Source organism: Catenulispora rubra, from assembly GCF_015356825.1.
Taxonomy (GTDB): domain Bacteria; phylum Actinomycetota; class Actinomycetes; order Streptomycetales; family Catenulisporaceae; genus Catenulispora; species Catenulispora rubra.
The window spans coordinates 65,464-84,470 of record NZ_JAACYW010000005.1 but is presented as its reverse complement, the minus strand read 5'-3'; the positions used below and the strand labels follow the sequence as shown (position 1 = coordinate 84,470).

Here is a 19,007-nt window from a genome sequence, read left to right as displayed (position 1 = left end):
CATGGCCACCGATTCCACGATCGCCCGGCGCGGCATGCTGGACAGCCCCAGCGACTACGCAGTCGTTGGAGTGCTGGCCGCTGCTGCGGTGGCGGTGTTAGGGGTGTGGGCTACCGGACAGCTGGCCGGGCTGTTGACCCACGCCGCCTGGCCCCACGCCAGTTTGGGTCAGGGAGCTGCTGTTCTCCCCAAACTCCCGCACCACCTCGCCGATCCTAAGGAGGCATGGCCTCAGACCGCGCGCAGAGATCTTCCCGGACCGGCCGGCTTCGCTGTCGCCGCCACCCTGGTCCTGGCCGCGATGTCGACCGGCATCGTCATCGGCGTGCGCAGCGTCGGCAGAGGCCGGTCCCGCCGCGGCTTCGCCTCACACAAGCAGCTCTCCGCAGCGCTGAGTGAGAAGGCCGTCGTCCAACGCGGACCGATCGTTCGTCCTTCGCTGAAAGGTGTAAAGATCGCAGCCGTCGATGTCGGTGTCAGCCTCGGCGTCACACCCACCTCGTTCCACTTGTGGTGCTCGATCGAGAACAGCGTGTTTGTCTTGGCTGCGCCCCGGCAGGGCAAGAGCTCCCAGATCATCATCCCCTGGCTGCACAGCTGGCCCGGCCCAGCCCTGGTCACCAGCGTGCGTGCAGACGTCCTGGAGAACACCGCGTTCCTGCGCAAGGAGCTCGGTCCGGTCGCCGTCATGGCCCCTACAGGCATGATCGACTGGCCGGATAGAGTCCAGTGGTCCCCGACCCGCGGCTGCCGTGATTTCGGCAAGGCCTACCAGCGTGCCGACGTCATGGTGCAGGTCGGCAAATCGAGTGCGACCTCTGACTCAACCGGTGCCGGGTTCTTCGGCACGACCGCCACCACCATGCTCGCCGCCTGGCTGCACGCCGCCGCCGTGAGCGGCAAGAGCATGGACGACGTTCTGCGCTGGGCACTGGACCCGCGCATTGCCGAACCCATCACCATCCTGGCCGAGCACCCCGGCGCAGACCCGAGGATCGCCTCCGTCCTGGACGGGATCTACAGATCGCCGGCCGAGACCAGATCCAACATGTTCACCACCGCGATGACCGCGATCACCCCGCTGCTGTCGCGCACCGCACGCGATACTTTCTGCCCCGCAGACGGAGAGGGTATCGACATCGAGACCTTCCTACGCAAGCGCGGCACCATATACCTGATGGTCTCCGAGAAGGAGGCCACTGCTCTAGCACCGCTGATCTCCGCCTTCGTCGACGACTACACCGACACCGTCAAGGCCATCGGGGACCGCTCGCCGCGCGGCCGGCACGACCCGACCGTAGGTCTGTTCCTGGACGAAGTACCCAACGTCAGCCCCCTCCCGCACCTTCCAGCGCTGATGAGTTATGGCGGAGGTTCCGGCATCTTCATCGTCGCCGTTGCCCAGAACATGGCCCAGATCCGGGCGCGCTGGGGTACCGACGGCGCCGAAATGATGTGGGGCTCGGCCACGGTCAAGATCGCACTCGGTGGTCTTTCCGGGAAAGACATCGAGGACTTCTCTGAACTGGCCAGCAGCTACCGGGAAACCTTGACCACCTACCAGCGCGGCAGCCACGGCACCACCATGCAGACCACCCTCCAGGATCGCCAGACGATCACTCCGGGAGAGGTCCGGACCCTGTCGGAGGCCCGGCGAGAGGCCCTTGTTGTTCACGCCACCACCCCGGCGATCAAGGTCCATATGCAGCGTCACTACGAGAGCGCATATGCCAAGGACTTCGAGGCTGCTGCTGCCTGGGCCGACCGATATTCGCGCTGCGGAGCTGGCCCCAAGGAAGAGCTATGAGCAGGAGCACCAACCAATTGCAGGCTGATTCTTGGACTCAAAGTACGGTGCCGACACAAGCACGCTGACAGGGGAGCCGGACGGTACGTCCGTATTTGATCGCGCCTACGACATGCGGCTCCAGCCGCGCCCCATGTACCACGCCTTCGACGTGAACCCGCCCCTGTTATCGCCGCGACCGCACCAGACTGCCAGCAGATCTCGGCTTCACCGCAGACAACCGACGACGCGATCCGGCAGGCGATGCAGGCGCCGTTCTAGCCAACGTCCATCCGACCTGCCCGAGCCCGCACACTCACCGGAACGCCAGGAATCGCAATGAGAGAACTCACGAACCTCGAGCAGGGTGGTATTTCTCCCGACACTCTCAGGGCCAACGAAGCTGACGTGGTATGGCTTACCCGCTACGAACAGCGTGTCCGCAACGAGGACATCCATGCATGGCGGGACGCATGGTCCTTCGACGGACTTGTGGTACCCAGCACTCCGGTCTACGGCATTGACGGCGGCTTATATACCGCCTACATCCTTGACAACCCGTCTGACAACATTTACCGCGTGATCGTCGACTACCCCGGGTGGGTCGACCGCCTTACCTTCAACCGGGCGGAGGTACCGGAATCCAGCCGAGGCGACGGCGCAATCCGAAGGTGGCTCGACGACCGCGCTGATCTGACACCGCGACCGATCCTTCCGGCCGCCTCGCTCACGCTATCGCGGCTGCACCAGGAAGAGACGGTGCTAGCTCACCTGCTGGCAAACCCCAGCGACCTCGACATCGTTCGCTGGCTGCCCGACGACGCGTTCTCTGCCGACCTCCGCCACGTCTACATCACTACGATGCGCCATCTGTACGAGAGCGGTCAAGGCGTCTCCGTCGCCGCGGTGGCAGCTGGTGTGGACCGCCAAATCTCAGCGCTGTCGGACTGGCACCGCCAGACCATCGAGTCGCGAAGCGCACCGCACGCGTATTTGGAACGGATCGCCCACACCAAGATAAATCCGAATGATGTACTGACGGCCGCTCAATATCTAGTTGACGCCGACATTCGAGTTTCGCTGGCAAGTAAATCAGCAACATACCTGGCCAAAAACGACTATGCGCGGCTCCAGCCACGGCCGATCCAAGTCGCCACACCAGTTAGCCCCGTGGACTTCGTCAAGGTGCTGCCAGGCCGACAACAGCTATGGCCCCCGCCTCAACCAGCCGATACGTCGCAGCTGACCATCGAGCCTCCTTTCTAGTCCAACCACGTGTATTCCGTTGCCCTTCACTCTGAAGCGCCCAGTTCTGCACTACGTACCCCACCGCTTCGCTAGGACCACCATGACCGACCCCGCACCGGACTCGTCACAGACGTCGATCCGCTACCGCCCGATCAAGGGCCGGCCCGCCACCTTCCGCAGCCGCGCCGTGCGCATCCCAAGACCGTCCGCTGACAATCCCGGTGCCGACCAGCCAGCAAGCGCACCGCAACCCGCCGCACCGACGGCCCCGCCACAGAAGGCGGTACTGGTCGAGTGGCACGCCATGTCGGCCGAAGAACGCGTCCGAGCCTGGTCCACTTTGCGCGATTGGGTCACATGGCTACACGACCGCTATGAACTGTCCACTGAGAGTCGCCTGCCGCACTGCTGGGTGGAGCATCCTGGGCTCATCGAAGAGCTCTGGGCCCTGATGGCCTGGCGCGAGGAGATCTACACCAACGGGCAGCCCGGCGCGCAAGGCCAAGCCGCCAGGTACTGGCACACTGAGATGCGCAACCTGGTCGCCGCCGCAGCTAGCTTCTACGCCGCCGGATGCCGAGCCGGTCACCGCACCGCGGAGCCCCTGACCACGAACGCAACGTCGCTTCAGGAAAGCTGGGCGCGGGCCGACGCCATGGCAGGGATTCCTCAGGGCCTGCTGAGCGATGAAGCGGCCGACACCTCACTGCGTATCAGCGCAAAGACAATGGCCACTGCTATCAGCCGGGGCAACGCGAAGCTGCTGAGCCCGAGCATCCCCGAGTACGCCCACCATGACGGCACCTGGTGGCTCGTCGACGGGACCGGTAGCTGGATTCGAGTCACCCACGACGACTTCGCCGCCAGCCTCGACGAATCCGCCGCCAGGATGGCGCAAGCCGCCGAAGCCGCCCGGCGCCTGGAACAGGCCCGCGCCGACCAGTCCGACAGAAATACTCCGGCCGGCAAGCAAGGATCAAGGGACTGACCACGATGACTGACCCCCAGCTCGCCCTTCGCGCCGAACAGGCCCTGATCGGCGCTCTGCTGACCGATCCCGGTCGTATCCGGGATCCACTGAACGGCACCGACTTCCTGAAGCACCCCACTCACCAGGCCGTTGCCCTGGAGATCAAAGCCGCATCGATCTACCCAGGAGCTCTGGACGACCCAGCCCGCCTCATCGATCGGATCGCCACACGCCTGGACCTGCCGGGAGTGGATGCCGACTACCTTCACGGCCTGGCACGTGCGTGCCCGGAGCCAGGGGGTATCGCGATCTACGCCCGTATGGTCGCCGAAGCTCAGGTCCGCAGAACCCTGGCTGCTCACGCCGACCGTATCGACGTCCCGGAAACCGGGCCCGGCCAGGATTCCGGACCTGACCACCTGCATCGGCTTGCTCAGGCCCTGCGCCGCCAAGCCGAGCTAGAACCCGACATCTCAGAAAGAAGCAACCCGGCACCCGAGCCGTACGCCAACACAGCCATCGCTGCACCGATCGCAGAGCCGCAGACTCTGACTCGCGCTCAACAGGAAGAACTCATTCTGGCTGACGTGCTCCAGCACCGCGGACGGGTCGCCGAGATTGAGTGGCTGTCCCCTGAGGTGTTTGCCCCGGGGCCGCGCCGCGAGATCTACGAGACGATCATTACCGTTGACTCCTACGGCGAGCCCATCAGCGAACTCACCGTCGAATGGGAACTGGACCGCCGACGCAACGAAGCCAGACAACAAGACCAGCCTGAACCTGACCGGAACGACCCGGCGACGAGCGCGACTTACGTCGCGAGTCTCGCTGTTACCGCCGTTGCTGTCGGCGCCGCCGTCGAGCTCGGTAGCCGCCTGTTTGAAGACAGCCTGCGCATCAGCCTCGCCGCCGAGGCGGCCAAGATGCTTGCCAGTGGTGCTGAACCTGCGCCAGCAACCGAGGCGACCGCGACGGTCAAGCTGCAAGCAATGCCGGCAACCCAACCCGGGCCTATAGCGCAGAGTTCGGCGCCGCTATTGGCGCCCCCACCAACGCCGGCCGTCACCGACAACCAGCCCGACATCCGGCCGTAGGGAGGGACGAACATGCACCGACCCGCCCCCACCGGAAAGCATTCTGGGCCGCTGACCGCGAGTTCCCCGCGCACGTCCGCGATCTCGGAAGCCGGCCGGATCACGCACACCGAGATGATCGCCGCGATCGCCGCAGGCACGGCACAAACACTGAGCCGAACCATCACTGACATCGCTCGCCACCAAGAGCACTGGTGGCTGTACGACCGTGACGAATGGCTCCAAGTCGACGACGCAGGGCTCACCGCTGACCTTGACGCCGCCGCCGCACTCATGGCGAACGCCGACCAACAAGTCCGTCGACTCCGACAGATGCCGTGACCTCCCCGCGGGGCGACCGGTGCGGAACCGGGCAAGCTCAGTTCCGCACCGGATGCGCGTCAGCTCGGCTGCTCGACGCTGAGTACTTCCGGTAGCCATCGCCGCATTACAGCGGGGACGGCGACGCCTCCGTCGGCCCGCTGGTGCTGCTCCAGGATCGCTGGCAGTAGGCGGCTGGTAGCCAAGCCTGAGGCGTTGAGTGTGTGGACGAACCCGGCTTTGACACCGGCGTTCTGGAACCGAATATCCCCTCGCCGTGCCTGATAGTCGCGAGCGTTGGACACCGAACTGACCTCGACATAGTCACCCAGGCTCGGAAGCCAGACTTCCACGTCGTAAGTGACCGCCATAGCGGCGCTGGTATCGCCGGCGGCCAGTCGCGACACCCGATAGTGCAGGCCGAGCCCCGCCACCAGTTCCTCGGCCTTCGCGAGCAGCTCGGCGTGGACGTCGTCCGAGTCGTCGGGCGCGGTGAGCGCGAACAGCTCCACCTTGTGGAACTGATGACCGCGCAACGTGCCGCGCTCGGTGGTGCGGTACCCGCCGATCTCCCGGCGGTAGCACGGCGAGAACGCGAAATAGCGCAACGGCAGGCCGGCCGCTTGGAGCACTTCGCCGCGATGCATCCCGGCCAGCGCGGTCTCCGCGGTCGGCAACAGGAACTGGCCCTGCTCTTCACCGGGGATGGTGAAGACGTCATCGACAAACTTCGGGAACTGCCCGGCGGCGTATCCGACGTCGTAGGTGAGCAGGTGCGGCGGCAGAATGAACTCGTAACCGTCTCGCCGGTGTGTCTCGACAAAATAGTTCAGCAGCGCCCACTCCGCGAGCGCCCCGTCGCCTCGGTACGCCCAGAAGCCCGTGCCACCCAGCTTCGCCCCGAGGCGGTAGTCGATCAGCTTCAGCCGTTCGGCGAGCTCGACGTGGTCCAGCGCGGGGAAGTCGAAGATCGGTGGCTCGCCGACGGTCCGCACTACCTCGTTGTTTTCCTTGCCTCCTGCGGCGACACCGTCGTCAGGAAGGTTCGGCAGTCCGTCGAGGAAATCCTGGCGTTGTTGCCGCAGTCTCTCCAGCTGCTTCTCGGCAGCGGCTACTTGATCGCTGACTTCGGCGGCCTGCTGGCGGAGTGCTTCGGCGTCGCCGTCGCGGCTGGCCAAGGCGGTGCCTACGTTCGTCGACAGGCGTCGGCGGCGGGCGCGAAGCAACTCGGTGTTCGTCAGCGCCGTGCGGTAGGCGTCGTCCAGCTCCAGGAACGCGCGCAGGTCTACTGTCAGGCCGCGTTTGGCCAGCCCTTCCTGGACTCGGTCGGGCTCTTCACGGATGGTTTTGATGTCCAGCATGCCGCTGGGCTCCTTGTCGATCAGCCGGGGTCCGGCATGATCCCTTGGGGGCGTGGGCGAGAAGGGTGCTCGCGGTACCACCACGCCTTCGCCGCAACCCGCAGGCGGCGGCCTCAACAGGCCAGGTGACGGTGGCCAGTCGGCGGGGCATCGGGCCCGCGATGCGGGCCGTTCCTCCCCGCGCTCGGGAGTGGATTCACGGCGAGAGCGAGTCTGCCTTCACAGCCACCGGCAGCTCTCTGAACTCGCGGATCAGGCCGCTACTTGTCTCCGTCAACGCGTTGCCGACAAGGATACGGACTCCCACCAACGAAACCACCGTATTTCGGCCCAGCCAACGGAGCCGATCCTGGGCGGTGACGACGCACGCACGCTCTCTGCGTCGGATTTCGATACTGTCCTAGGCGGGTTCTTCCGCGAAGCGGACCGGCGGGGAGGCACTGGTCGGCTGGTGCCCGGGAACCCGGGCTTCTGGTCGGTGTAGCGGCGTAGCTCTCCTACCCTGTCACCCAATTGAGGGTAGGCACCTTGACGGCTGGGTCGTGGTCCTGATTCCCTTCCTTCTGGCCTCGGGGCGGGGCCGGGCTGGGCATGTTACCGACCAACGTGCCGGTCAGCCGAAGATCGACGAAGTTGTCTCAGCCCGCTGTGCCACACCATCGCAGCATCCACCAGCAGTTCCTCTACGGACGTGAGGTCGGCACCACCCTGGAGGAAAGACCCATGACCGCCCGAAAAGGCCACAAGGCTCCCGCACTTCTGCGTTCGTCGTACACCGGTGAGTGCTATCAGCAGTCGATCGCACGCGGCGGCACGGTGCTCATCCCTGCGGCTGTCGGCGACCAGTGTGCTCTGGAGGAGCTGGCGTTCTATGAACTGATCCGGCGGGGAGACTACTACGGCTACCCGGGCATGTTGGGGGCAGTGCGCCCGCTTGGCGGAGCGTTGGAGCTGGTCGTCGGCTATCCGGGACTGGCCGGAGCGCTCCTCTATAACCTGCTGCCGGCGTGTCGGCCCGGAGAGCATGTCGAGTGGGGCATCCCCGGACTGCGGATCGCCGGGATCGGCCGGAATCGTCTGCACCTGCGTTGGCTCGCGGGGCAAGCCGGGCTGACCATTACCGGGGCGACCACTTCGGTGTGGCGCCGTTACGTCAAACATATCGATCAATACGTACGGTCAGAGGAGATGCTTCCACTGTGGAACACGGCGAGCCTGCACGCAGACGAGCGGAAGTACCTTGACGCGCTCTACGGCAGGCGTGCCTACCCAGCGGACGGAGCTTGGCCGGCCAGCGGGATGCTGCGCCGGATCGGATTGTTGAACAAACTCGCCTTCTACGCAGGCAACGGCTGGTGCCGCCGCGACCTCGGTCACCGTGCCAGTGACTGGTCCCTTGACATGTACTTCGCCCCAGGTGTGGAACGTCGCGACGAGGAGTTCATTCAGGCACTGTGCGACGCGCGCACAGGACTAGGACTAGGACTGGACCACTCGATGACCAACGATCGCGGCTACCGCCAGGTGGTATTGCGATCCGCCGGTCGGGAACCCGCGAGGGTAGACCTGCGGTTCACCACTGATGACGCGGCACACGCCGGCCAAGCCAAAATCCTGATGGTCGAAACAGGCGTGCCAGCCGCAAGATTAGATCTGATCATCCCGCAGTCCGCGGCCGCAGCCGTCTCTCATGAAGAGCACGACCTTCTAATGCGAAAGATCCACCATGCGGGCATCCCGCAGCTTCCGCCGAACCCGGACCGCCGCGCGCATCGTTCCGCGGTCGGCGTGGGCTGATGGTGGCACGATGCGCCCGCACCGACCTCAACCGGGGCGCTTGCAGCGGTGCCCAGAGCGACTCTGCCAACTACCTCATTCCTGCGACGACGCCCATCGTGGCCGGCCGAGAAAGCGTTGCAGCAGCACCTGTTTGCATAGCTCCTCCCGTCGGCGGGAACGAACTGCAGCCACGCGGAGTGCTCACGCCAGGAGAATGGTCAGCCACCGGGCCTGTCCTCGGCTGCGTTCGGCGGTGGCCCGCGCGAATGTCAGCACTCTTGGTTACTGAGTTCGGGCTCCGCTTGTAGAATCTATGCCTTGTGTGGGGGCGGGGGAGACGTCGAGCAGTGGCACAAGGCTTCTTCGCCGCTCAACAAGCGTTCAGTAAAGCGACGAGTTCGGGTACTGACCCCGCTTACAAGCTTCCTCACACGCTTATGGGCCGAGAGAGCACGGGGGGCTTTGCTGATGGCACGTCCGACTGGCTGGGACATTCTGGGTTTGGATGGCGATCCAACACCGGGTGTGGTGGAGTCGGTGCAGGCTTTGGCGAAGGAGTTCGGGGACTTCGCGCACGATGTGGAGTCGGCGTATCGAAGCTTGAACTCCTTCGGCTCCGATGCTGCGGCGCTGCAGTGGGTGGGTCAGACTGCTGATGCTTTCAAGTCGAACTACGGCCCGTTGCCGGGTCGGTTGCAGAAGTTGTACACGTCCTACAGCGAAGCCTCCGACGCGCTGTCCGCCTACGCCCCCAAACTCCAGGCGGCGCAGGCCAAGGCTGATGCGGCGCTGCGGCAGGCCCAGGATGCGAACGCCGACCTACAACGTGCCACCACCAACGCCAACACCGCCGCCGCAGATCTCAAGACGGCGCAGCAGAACCACGCCGTCAACCCCAACCCGCAGGCTGTCACCGACGCCCAGACGACGCACGACACCGCACAGACCAACCTGACCAACGCCAAAGACCGCATGGCCACGTTGACCGCGCAGGCCCACCAGGCCCATGACGACCGAATCGCTGCGGCTAAGGAGTGCGCCAAGGCGATAGGCCATGCGCAATCCGACGGGATCCACAACAAGTCCTGGTGGGACCACGTCGGTGAGGACCTGTCCAAGTGGGGTGGGGAGATCGCGCAGTACGCCGGTGAGGTGGCGGTGGTCCTCGATGTGGTCGCGTTCGCGACATCGTGGGTCCCCGGCCTGGACGTCATCACCGCCGGCCTGGCGATCGGGGCCAACGTGCTGGCCGGTGTCGCCACCGCCGGAGCGGTGATCCAGGTCGGCGGCGACGTGATGCAGGGCCACTGGGGCGACGCACTGCTGGACGGCGGCCTACTGGTCGGCACCATGGTCGGCGGGAAGCTGCTGCAGAAGTTCGGCGGCAAACTGATGGATCGCATCGCGGCCCGCGGCGATGGTGCCGCCACCAAGGCCGGCGACCCGGTAGACGTGGTGTGCGGGCAGATGATCGCCGACGCGGTCGACGTGAGCCTTCCGGGGGTGCTCCCGCTGGTCCTGGAGCGTGCCTACGCCTCCAGCTACGCGACCGGCCGGCTGTTCGGGCCCGGCTGGTCGTCGAGCCTGGACCAGCGGGTCGCCGTCACCGAGACCGGAATCCACTTCGCCGGCGATGACGCCAGGACACTGCGCTATCCGCTGCCCACCGGTACCGACGAAGTCCTGCCCGAGGACGGCGTGCGATGGCCGCTGGTCTGGGACCGCGCCACCGACGAGATCCGGATCACCGATCCCGAGACCGGCCACGTGCGGCACTTCCCGATCGTGCACCACACCGACGACCGCGGCCAGATCAGGGACCTGACGTCGCTCTCCGACCGCAACGGCAACCGGATCGTTTTCCATCGCGATACCGAGGGCACACCGACCGCGATCACCACGGACGGCTATCGGATAGCCGTCGACACCGCGGTCTCGACGGCCGGCACCAGGGTGGTCGCGCTGCGTCTGCTCGGCGACGACGGATCCGACGCCGGGATCTCGATCAAGACGTTCAGATACGACGAACTCGGTCGGCTGAAGGAGATCATCGACTCCAGCGGCGTCCCGTACCGCTACGAGTACGACACGCTGCACCAGATCACCGCTTGGACCGACCGGGTCGGATTCCGCTACGAGTACGAGTACGACGAGTGGTGCCGGGTGCTGTACAGCGTCGGGGTCGGGGGAGTTCTGTCCGCCCGGTTCGCCTATGACGAGGCCGGCCACGCCACCACCGTCACCGACTCGCTCGGCAACGCGACGATCTACGAGTACGACGAGGACGCCCACATCACCCGGATTAGCGACCCGCTCGGCCACGCCGAGATCTTCGCCTACGACCGGTACGGCCGGCTTCTGCACGAGGCCGACCAGCTTGGGAACGCCTACCGCTACGACCTTGATGAGCGCGGCGACCTGGTTCGCATAGCGCGGCCGGACGGCGGCACGGTCATGTTCGAATACAACGAGCACCATCTGCCGACTCGCGCCGTCCTCCCTGATGGTGCGGTGTGGCAGCGACGATACGACGACCATGGGAACGTCGTCGCAGTCGTCGATCCGCTGGGAGCCCAGACCCGCTACGAATACGACGAGCGGGGCCGATTGGCCGCCGTGGTAGACGAGCTCGGCGCCGCCACCCGATACGAGACCGACGCGGCCGGTCTGCCTATTGCCGTGACCGACCCGCTGGGAGCCGTCACCCAAGTACGCCGCGACGTGTTCGGCCGCGTCGTCGAGTCTCTAGACCCGCTCGGCAACCGGACCCGTACCAGCTGGTCCACCGAGGGCGCACTGCTGTGGCGGGAGCTGCCGGACGGCACCCGTGAGGAGCGCGCGTACGACGCCGCCGGCAACCTGGTCCGCGAGATCGACGCAGCCGGCGGCGTGGTCAGTACCGAGTACGGGCCCTTCGCCAAGCCGGTGGCCCGTACCGGGCAGGACGGCGTGCGCTACGCCTTCGCGTTCGACACCGAGCTGCGGCTCACCGCTGTCACCGGACTGGGGCGCGCCGGCGCGGCCGACGGCCGGCGCTGGAGCTATGTGTACGACGCGGCCGGTCGGCTGGTCGGCGAGACCGACTTCGACGGCAGGACTCTGGCCTACACCCCGGACCCGACCCGACGCCTGATCAGCCGGGTCAACGGCGCCGGTCAGGAACTCCGGTACAGGCGCGACGCCGCGGGGCGGATCGTCCAGACCAGCGCCGACGGGGAGGTGCTCGCCGACTACGCCTTCGACCTGGCCGGGAGACTGACCCGGGCCACCAGCCCTGGCGCCGACGTAGCGATCGTCCGCGACGCGTGCGGCCGGATCGTCGCCGAGGCCGTGAACGGCCGCACCACCGCGACCGAATACGACGCCGCCGGCCGCCGGATCCGGCGGACCACGCCGACCGGGGCGGTCAGCGAGTGGTCCTACGACACCGTCGGCCGACCCCGCGAACTGGCCACGGTCGGCGGACGACTGGCGTTCGGCCACGACGCTGCCGGACGTGAGACGACGCGCCGGCTCGGCCCGGCCGCGGTGCTCACGCAGACCTGGGACACGGTGGACCGGCTGATCGGCCAGGAAGTCCGAACCGGCACCGGAGACGGTGCGGCTGCGCCCGCCAGCTTCGACGTCCGCATCCTCGGCCGCGAGTTCGGCTACCGCGCCGACGGCTACCCGCTGCATATCGCCGATGAACGTCAAGGCACTCGCCGGTTCCGTCTGGACCCGGTGGGCCGGGTCACGGGCGTGGACGCCGGGTCCTGGCGCGAGGAGTACGCCTATGACACGGCTGGGGCTGTCGTGAACGCCTCGTGGTCCGGGCAAGCCGGGCCGCAGGACTCGGACGTGGCGGCCACGGCCGGCGACCGCGAGCTCGCCGGACTCGGCGTCCGCCGGGCCGGGCGCACCCACTACGAACGCGACAGCCAGGGACGACTGATCCGGGTCCGGCGGCATCTGCTGTCCGGGCAGGTACGGCAATGGTCATACACCTGGGACGCCGAGGACCGTCTGGTCCAAGCCGAGACACCGGACGGGGCAGTCTGGCACTACGCCTACGACGCGCTGGGCCGTCGGGTGTCCAAGACCCGGCTCAGTACCGACGGCATACCGACGGAGCAGCTGTTCTTCAGCTGGGACGGCAGCGACCTCGCCGAGCAGTCCGCACGCGCCGCGGACGGCAGCTGGACCGCCCTAACCTGGGACTTCGAACCCGACACCTTCGCCGTCGCAGCCCAGACCCGGCGTACCTGGGTAGACGGCGCGTCTACAGCCGAGGTGGATCGTGCCTTCCACGCCATCATCACCGACAGCGTCGGCACCCCGACCGAGCTGATCGCCCCGGACGGCCGGATAGCCTGGCGGCGGAAGAGCACGCTATGGGGCGCTCCGGCCGAAGCCGCCCCCTCCGGTTCCGACGCCGCCGATAGCGTTTTCCCCCTGCGGTTCCCCGGCCAGTACCACGACCCGGAAACCGGGATGGAGTACAGCCACTTCCGCTACTACGACAGCGGGACTGGCACTTTCGCCTCACCCGATCCACTGGGCCTGGCACCGGCACCGAACCCCTACACATACGTCCGGAACCCGCTGATCCTCGCCGACCCGCTCGGCCTGATGGGCGCGCAAAAGCGGAAGACGTTCTACCACCCAGACGGCTGGACCTTCCACCTGGACCGCTTCGAGACCGCCGGCGAGCAGGACTTCGAGATCCACGTATGGAAGGGTAAGAAGGGCGGCGGGACCGAACTTGGCGCCTTCGGCAGCGACGGCTGGTTCGCCAAGCACAGCCTGGGCGACGACATCACCGTGCCACAGAACATCGAGAATCACCTGAAAGGCATCGCCATCGATACCATGCGAACCCAGGGGCGCATCGGCCCCAAGGGCGTCGACGACGTCACCGGCGACAACTGGCGACGACCGCGAATCGCACCCGGGACCTACCCCGGATGAAATACGTCAGCGTCGAAGGCGGCGTCCTGTCCGCCGATGCCTACCTTGCCGCGCTCCCGCAGCTGGCCGAGGAACTACCGCCAGGGGCACGCGTCTTCGCCACCGACCCAGCCCACTACGACTTCTACAGCCGCCGCTGCGTCAAGGACCTAACCCTCGGCCCGATCACACACAAGATCGAGTACGAGGCGGTGGACGTCCAGATCATCCTGGCCTCCAGCGGGCTGAAGCACGACGAATGGCTGGTGCTCCGATACTCGGACGTCAGCAACCTGGCACTCGACGTCGCCCCGCCGAGCACAGAACACGGCGCCCGCTTCGAGAGCCTCGCCCTGGACGAAATCCTGCCGGATCCATATGGCTGCTCGCACGAGATCGCATTCTGGGACAGCTCAGTACGCGTGGTGTGCCGGGACCTGACCGCCGAATGGCTCACGAAGGAGGAAATCGCTCGGCGGAGATGAAGTCCATACCTGCGGTCCTCGTATCCGTCGTTTGTAGCGGTCTTACGCGGTTCTGGTCCACTTTCCATAAAGGTACCGTCATCAAGGCGAGCCGGCGCGAGGCTGGAGCCCTGCTCGAGAGAAAAGGCCGCTCGACTGCGCCTGCCTCTTCGCGGAATGTGGGCCAGAGCCACTTCAAACCGGTGCAATCAGCAGGAGACCATTGGGCTCATGGTTCCAGAAAGGCCGATGCGAGCATTTCCAGGTACTGCGTGTCATTCTCATCGTCTGGCTCCAGGTAGTTCCCTTCCGACCACTCGTTCCATGACTTGATGAATAGCAGCGGTGGTTCGGAGACGAGCTTGAGTGCTGACCGCACTTGATCTGCGAACAACGTAGGAGTGCGGCCGGTCAGCACGACGCCGGCCCGGCCGTGGCGTGGAGTGTTGTCCCATCCAGTGAGGACGCAGGGGAACGTGGTTTTGCTCACCGGGCCGACCAGGCCGGGGAAGCGCGTTGCGGCCCGTGCGTACGACTCGCGCAGCGGGCCTCGTCGTGGCCGGCGGATACGGTCGCCGGACCGGAACGCTCGTGTCCAGTCGACCACGACAACAGAGTCGATATCGCAGCTCAGCTGCGTCAGGTTGCCCTCGGTTGCTTCTGCGACAAAGTAGATGCCAGCGAGGCCCGAGGATTTTGCCCGCTCGCGCCACCGTTCGATGAAGCCAGCAAGGTCCGGATGGTCGACGGGGCGGTAAATGTAGAACAGCGGCTTACCGTCGACGCGAAGGTAGCGCGGGTTGTGGAACGCAGCCTCGACTGCATCGAAGTGCTTCAGGTCGTCGTCGGCGCTCGGGTACGTCTGTTTCTGCAAAACAGAACCGGGCAGGCCCCGCCACGTTGCCGTCAGATCCTCGTTCGCCCAGCCGAGGCAGAATCCGTTCGATGGGTGGCCGGTTTCGACAACGGCGTCCACCACCTCGGCGAGGAACCGGACACCGTCGCCGAACCAGTAGTGCCAATAGCAGAACACGTCGACGCCGTACTGAGCTGCGAGTCGACCTTGTGCGTCACGGGCCTCGGCGAGGCGGAGGTCGTAGAAGCCGAGCCTTCCTGGATGTCGCGGTTGCGCGTGGCCGCGGAACAGCCGCTTTGCTCGTGAGGTCAGCGTCCATTCGGTGAAGCCGGGTTCCCACCACCGATCGTTCTCCGGAGTCGGATGGAACTGTGGCAGGTGGAACGCGATGGTGGTGACTTCGCTGCCAAACGGCATGGATTGCCTCCGAGGGGTTGTGCATGCTTCAGGTCGCGTAGGGATCCGCGAGTCCGAACAGGTGACGAAGCTGCGGATCGGCGGCGATCCGTGGACGTTGGGCGGCGAGGAAGTCGGCACCGAACTCGTAGCCCGGGAAGATCCGCATCCAAGGCTGCGCGAAGACGAACCACAGGCCCAACCGGCTCTCGGAGGATGCGTTGGCGGTGGCAGTGTGTTGGAGGTTGGCGTGGAACAGCAGTACGTCGCCAGCGTCCAGCGTCACCCGGATCGGCTCCTCAGCGCCATCTCCCCGATGCGAACCCGGGAGTACTTCGGTAGGGCCGCTGTCCGGACCGACCGTCGTCAGGGCAACCACAGCCTTGATCATCACCAGAGAGGCGTGATGCGGAATCCCCTGCAGATGGGCGACATCTGAGTGTGGGCCCGTGTGCGCTGGCGTCTGGGGCGCCTTGCGATGTCCGTACGAGCAGGCGAGTAGCGGAGACGTCCTGAGAAGGCCCGACGCCATGGTCAACAACTCGCTGCTCACCGCCAGGTCAATGAAACCCGGGTCGAGTTCGACGATGCGCGGAAGAATTTCTTGCGCTGGTTGGGGGGCAGAAACGGGGCCGAGGAGCGCTTCGAGCCGACTACGCACGTTGCTGACGTGAACGCTGTCGATGATGTTCCGCAGGACGACAAATCCGTGCTCATGAAAGGAGTCCATGGCGGGACGTAGTCCGGTCTCCGGTGTGAGAGTCATGCTGCGGCGCCGACGTCGCGTTGCTGTTGGTATACCTTCACCCCGAACCTGGGCGGCAGCTTCGCTCGGCCTGCGGCGAGATCCGCGACGAGTTCGTTGACTAGTTCAGCCAGGTGTCGATTGAGCTCCGCCGACTCATCAACTGCCGCCGTGTCCTCGCGTCTACGCAGGGCGTGTTGCTTCAGTTCCAGGATGAGAAGACGGTCGATCAGCTCACCGACGGTCTCGGAGTACAAGCGGTGAGCCGACGCCGCGTTCAGACCGTGCCCATCGATCTGATCGATGAGCCGATGCCGGCGGCTGTTGCTGGCGTCGATTTCACGCTTGGCCGACGCGATCTGGCCGATCGACTTGTCTTCTCCCCGCGTCAGGTCCTCCAACGTCCACTGGCGGGCATGCAGCGCGTGCAAAGCGTGGACTTGCTCGGCTGCACAGCCGGCAGCGTCGGCGAGGCGCAGGGCCAACTCCAGAGGCCTGTCTGGGTCAGTCACTGTTTCTCCATCGCGGTCAGCACGGCGCGGACCGCTTCCTCCAAGACTGGTGGCCACTGTTCATCTCCCTTCTGGAACATGAGGCGAGCGCTGTCGTACCAGTTCGTCGGGGATGCAGGCGCACCCCAGCGCCAGTCGGGCAGATGCCGCAGGCAGATGATTGTCGGGACTCCGAGCGCAGGCGCTAGGTGCGCCGTGACGGTGTCCGAGGTCACGACGTAGCGGCACTGAGCGATGACCGCGGCGGTGTCCGCGAAGTCACGGATGCCGACGCTGACGGCGCCCCACGGCAGGCTGCCTAGGTCTTGGTCCCGATGCAGGACGATGGGGCGCAGACGGCCAGTCGCGGCGAGCTGTGTGGCGACCTTGCGCGGGATGGAGCGGTTCGAGAACCCATGACGTGGGGTACTTCGCCATGCGACTCCCACATTCCACATCCCCTGTGGTGCGGAGGAGACTGAGAGTGGCGATGTCGAACCGTTGAGGTAGCCGGCGATCGGCATCGCGACCGCCAGCTTGTCCATGTGCTTTGGCAACGACATCAACCTCTCCCACCGGGCATTCGGCGGCCAGGTGACTGTTCGTGCATGCGACTTTGCGATGATCTCGATCCCGGTGAGTAGCGGTGATGTCCGGATCGCCGAGAGCAATTCGTCGTGGACTGCCAGAACGACCTGGTCCACGTGCGCGGCGGCGTACGGGACGAAGCGCAGGAACTGGATCGCGTCGCCAAACCCCTGCTCGGCGATGAGCACCAACTTGGCACAAGGCTTGCCGTCCCACCGCTGGCCGATGGGAAGCCGGTCCACGGTCCTGGAGGGGTGCAGATCGTACAAGTCCCAGCCGGCCTGACAGTTCGAGGCACGCAGTAGCGCCTCCCCGAGGGCGTAACGGTCTACGTTCGGCGCGGCTATCGCGCGGGCAGTAGTCAAGACCTCGATGGCGCTGCCGGCGTGGCCAAGCCCGAGTAACCGCTCTGCTTCGGCGATCGCGGCCCGAATGGTCATGCTCCGGCACCGCCCGGGACTCGGGCCAGAGTCATACGGTAGGAGCGCCGGAGCAAGGGCAGCGTGTGGATGATGCGGTCGCGCCTGCTGAAGCAGCTTGTCATTGCGCGCGGAAAGTCCATGAATCCCTTCTCCTCGATGATCATTAGCCGGTCCTTGCGGTCGCCCAGGCGGCTCGTGCTCCAGGGCGCCCAGTTGTACGCGGGGCGTGCCTCCCGGCCGGGCTGCGGCCGGTTGGCGCTGCGTGCGGAGATGGGGGAGGGGCTGTCGAAGAGCAGATACGCGCCGGGCAGGTGCTCGCGGATGTCGCCGAGGAATCGTGCGACCCGTTCGGGCTGCTGGTAGGCGAGCACTCCTTCAAGGACGATCGCGACGCTGGCCGGTTCGGCTGCGTTGGTCGTGCGCAGCCATGTGTCGACGTGGAGACCGTCGCCAGCGAGCCGCGTGGCACCAGCCGCCGGGATCCACCGGTCCCGCAGCTCGATGATCGCCGCGCTGTCGACCTCGACAAACCTGCTGTTGAGTTCGGGAAGCCGTTGGCGGCGGGTATCGAGTCCGGCCCCGATGACGACGGTCGTCTCGACTTGCTGCCGCTCGACGAGCTGGCACAGCCACCAGTCCATGGCCAAATTCCGCAGGCAGCAGCCGACTCGGGTGATCGTGGGCACCGGCGGCTCGGCGAAACGCTGCCGGACCATGGCGGCCATGTCCAAAGCCGTCGTGTCGCCGAGGATGGGCTCTTCAAGTGCTGCGTCATGTGCTCTGGCCCAAAAAGGGATCAGCGCCGTGCTGTCCAGTAGTTCGAGCACTGCGCTCACGCTCGGTCCTCCGCCTCGCGTGTGAGTGCCGGATACGGGAAGTCCGCCGCGCTCACCGTCGTGCTGGCTCGGATATAGAGGATCGCCGCACCCAGCCGAGGCCGCGAGCTGGTGTTCGGGGCGCTGCGATGCACTGTCAGCCCATGGTGCGCGACCGCCTCCCCAACGGTGAGCGGCACTGACACCGCGTTAGCTTCATCGATCGACGCAGGGTTGATCGCGAGGGCTTGCTGCCGTCCAGTCGTCTCGTGCTTGATTGCAGTGCGGTGAGTGCCCGGCAGATACTGCACGGCGCCGTTGGCGAGGTCGACGTCGTCCAAGGCGATCCAGCAGGTGATCAGGTCGTCGGCGCCGAGGTACGGGTAGTACGCCAGGTCCTGGTGGGCCAGCAGCTCCTCGCCGATCCTCGGCGGCTTGTTAAACACCAGGCTGGTGAGAGCGACTGGCTCCTCGCCGAACAGCCTCCCGATCATGTCCATGACGACGGGGCCAATCGCAAGGGCGCGAAACAGGCTGCTCAGGTGGCAGAGATGGAGCCCGACCCGGATGTGGCCGCCGTCCGGGGAACGCATCAAGTGATCCTCGGGGACAGCAGGGCGGGCGGGGTTCGTCAGGTTCTCGAACTCGCGTCTGAGCGCTCTGGCCTGGTGCGGTGCGGCTACCTGCCCTAAGGGCAGGTAGCCGCTTGACCAGAAGGAGCGCCGCTGGGCGTCGGTCAACACGGCATGCCTCGGCGCGGTCG

At 66.0% G+C, this 19,007-nt stretch carries 15 protein-coding genes; 8 read left to right on the top strand and 7 right to left on the bottom strand.

Annotated elements, in window-relative coordinates; all coding sequences use genetic code 11:
* The first annotated feature begins 1 nt into the window (after position 1).
* The 5 genes from GWK61_RS03390 (at position 2) to GWK61_RS03370 (ending at position 5,419) form a co-directional block, all read left to right on the top strand.
* Complete coding sequence (locus GWK61_RS03390) at positions 2 to 1,807, top strand: type IV secretory system conjugative DNA transfer family protein (protein WP_194904784.1); 1,806 nt, start codon at positions 2 to 4, stop codon at positions 1,805 to 1,807.
* A gap of 318 nt (positions 1,808 to 2,125) precedes the next feature.
* Complete coding sequence (locus GWK61_RS03385; RefSeq protein WP_194904782.1) at positions 2,126 to 3,052, top strand: hypothetical protein; 927 nt, start codon at positions 2,126 to 2,128, stop codon at positions 3,050 to 3,052.
* An 82-nt stretch (positions 3,053 to 3,134) separates the two neighbouring features.
* Positions 3,135 to 4,022, top strand: a complete 888-nt coding sequence (locus tag GWK61_RS03380; protein WP_194904779.1) for a hypothetical protein — start codon at positions 3,135 to 3,137, stop codon at positions 4,020 to 4,022.
* 5 nt (positions 4,023 to 4,027) lie between these two features.
* On the top strand, positions 4,028 to 5,098 hold the full coding sequence (locus GWK61_RS03375) for a DnaB-like helicase N-terminal domain-containing protein (RefSeq protein ID WP_194904777.1): 1,071 nt from the start codon (positions 4,028 to 4,030) through the stop codon (positions 5,096 to 5,098).
* Positions 5,099 to 5,110: 12 nt separating this feature from the next.
* Positions 5,111 to 5,419, top strand: a complete 309-nt coding sequence (locus GWK61_RS03370) for a hypothetical protein (protein ID WP_194904776.1) — start codon at positions 5,111 to 5,113, stop codon at positions 5,417 to 5,419.
* A gap of 59 nt (positions 5,420 to 5,478) precedes the next feature.
* On the opposite strand, the gene serS is transcribed toward GWK61_RS03370, so the two are convergent.
* Positions 5,479 to 6,759, bottom strand: a complete 1,281-nt coding sequence (gene serS / locus GWK61_RS03365) for a serine--tRNA ligase (protein WP_194904774.1) — start codon at positions 6,757 to 6,759, stop codon at positions 5,479 to 5,481.
* A gap of 723 nt (positions 6,760 to 7,482) precedes the next feature.
* On the opposite strand from serS, the gene GWK61_RS03360 reads away from it, so the two are divergent.
* The 3 genes from GWK61_RS03360 (at position 7,483) to GWK61_RS03350 (ending at position 13,952) form a co-directional block, all read left to right on the top strand.
* Positions 7,483 to 8,556, top strand: coding sequence for a hypothetical protein (locus GWK61_RS03360; RefSeq protein WP_194904772.1), 1,074 nt, complete (start codon positions 7,483 to 7,485; stop codon positions 8,554 to 8,556).
* A 450-nt stretch (positions 8,557 to 9,006) separates the two neighbouring features.
* Positions 9,007 to 13,488: a DUF6531 domain-containing protein gene (locus GWK61_RS03355; RefSeq protein ID WP_194904770.1), complete on the top strand. Its 4,482-nt coding sequence runs from the start codon at positions 9,007 to 9,009 to the stop codon at positions 13,486 to 13,488.
* A complete protein-coding gene (locus tag GWK61_RS03350) occupies positions 13,485 to 13,952 on the top strand; it encodes a hypothetical protein (RefSeq protein ID WP_194904768.1) in 468 nt (155 codons plus the stop codon). Before GWK61_RS03355 ends, GWK61_RS03350 begins: the two co-directional genes overlap by 4 nt.
* A 208-nt stretch (positions 13,953 to 14,160) precedes the next feature.
* Here GWK61_RS03350 and GWK61_RS03345 read toward each other — a convergent pair whose 3' ends face one another.
* From GWK61_RS03345 to GWK61_RS03320, 6 genes are read right to left on the bottom strand one after another with little or no spacing between them, the layout of a single operon-like run.
* On the bottom strand, positions 14,161 to 15,204 hold the full coding sequence (locus GWK61_RS03345) for a glycosyltransferase WbsX family protein (RefSeq protein ID WP_194904765.1): 1,044 nt from the start codon (positions 15,202 to 15,204) through the stop codon (positions 14,161 to 14,163).
* A 28-nt stretch (positions 15,205 to 15,232) separates the two neighbouring features.
* Positions 15,233 to 15,913, bottom strand: coding sequence for a phytanoyl-CoA dioxygenase family protein (locus GWK61_RS03340; RefSeq protein ID WP_194904763.1), 681 nt, complete (start codon positions 15,911 to 15,913; stop codon positions 15,233 to 15,235).
* A 32-nt stretch (positions 15,914 to 15,945) separates the two neighbouring features.
* A complete protein-coding gene (locus tag GWK61_RS03335) occupies positions 15,946 to 16,440 on the bottom strand; it encodes a DUF4254 domain-containing protein (protein WP_194904761.1) in 495 nt (164 codons plus the stop codon).
* Entirely contained in the window at positions 16,437 to 17,447 is a 1,011-nt protein-coding gene (locus GWK61_RS03330) for a glycosyltransferase family protein (protein ID WP_194904759.1), read from the bottom strand. Before GWK61_RS03330 ends, GWK61_RS03335 begins: the two co-directional genes overlap by 4 nt.
* Positions 17,444 to 18,265 (bottom strand): class I SAM-dependent methyltransferase, encoded by an 822-nt coding sequence (locus GWK61_RS03325; protein ID WP_194904757.1) that lies wholly within the window; start codon positions 18,263 to 18,265, stop codon positions 17,444 to 17,446. The genes GWK61_RS03330 and GWK61_RS03325 overlap by 4 nt, the downstream gene beginning before the upstream one ends.
* Positions 18,262 to 18,984, bottom strand: coding sequence for a phytanoyl-CoA dioxygenase family protein (locus tag GWK61_RS03320; RefSeq protein WP_194904755.1), 723 nt, complete (start codon positions 18,982 to 18,984; stop codon positions 18,262 to 18,264). Before GWK61_RS03320 ends, GWK61_RS03325 begins: the two co-directional genes overlap by 4 nt.
* Positions 18,985 to 19,007: the final 23 nt, after the last annotated feature.

Bases quoted from the DNA above. Each gene is read 5' to 3' on its own strand.
- GWK61_RS03390 (WP_194904784.1), top strand. From the start codon at position 2: ATGGCCACCGATTCCACGATCGCCCGGCGCGGCATGCTGGACAGCCCC.
- GWK61_RS03385 (WP_194904782.1), top strand. From the start codon at position 2,126: ATGAGAGAACTCACGAACCTCGAGCAGGGTGGTATTTCTCCCGACACT.
- GWK61_RS03380 (WP_194904779.1), top strand. From the start codon at position 3,135: ATGACCGACCCCGCACCGGACTCGTCACAGACGTCGATCCGCTACCGC.
- GWK61_RS03375 (WP_194904777.1), top strand. From the start codon at position 4,028: ATGACTGACCCCCAGCTCGCCCTTCGCGCCGAACAGGCCCTGATCGGC.
- GWK61_RS03370 (WP_194904776.1), top strand. From the start codon at position 5,111: ATGCACCGACCCGCCCCCACCGGAAAGCATTCTGGGCCGCTGACCGCG.
- serS (WP_194904774.1), bottom strand. From the start codon at position 6,759: ATGCTGGACATCAAAACCATCCGTGAAGAGCCCGACCGAGTCCAGGAA.
- GWK61_RS03360 (WP_194904772.1), top strand. From the start codon at position 7,483: ATGACCGCCCGAAAAGGCCACAAGGCTCCCGCACTTCTGCGTTCGTCG.
- GWK61_RS03355 (WP_194904770.1), top strand. From the start codon at position 9,007: ATGGCACGTCCGACTGGCTGGGACATTCTGGGTTTGGATGGCGATCCA.
- GWK61_RS03350 (WP_194904768.1), top strand. From the start codon at position 13,485: ATGAAATACGTCAGCGTCGAAGGCGGCGTCCTGTCCGCCGATGCCTAC.
- GWK61_RS03345 (WP_194904765.1), bottom strand. From the start codon at position 15,204: ATGCCGTTTGGCAGCGAAGTCACCACCATCGCGTTCCACCTGCCACAG.
- GWK61_RS03340 (WP_194904763.1), bottom strand. From the start codon at position 15,913: ATGGACTCCTTTCATGAGCACGGATTTGTCGTCCTGCGGAACATCATC.
- GWK61_RS03330 (WP_194904759.1), bottom strand. From the start codon at position 17,447: ATGACCATTCGGGCCGCGATCGCCGAAGCAGAGCGGTTACTCGGGCTT.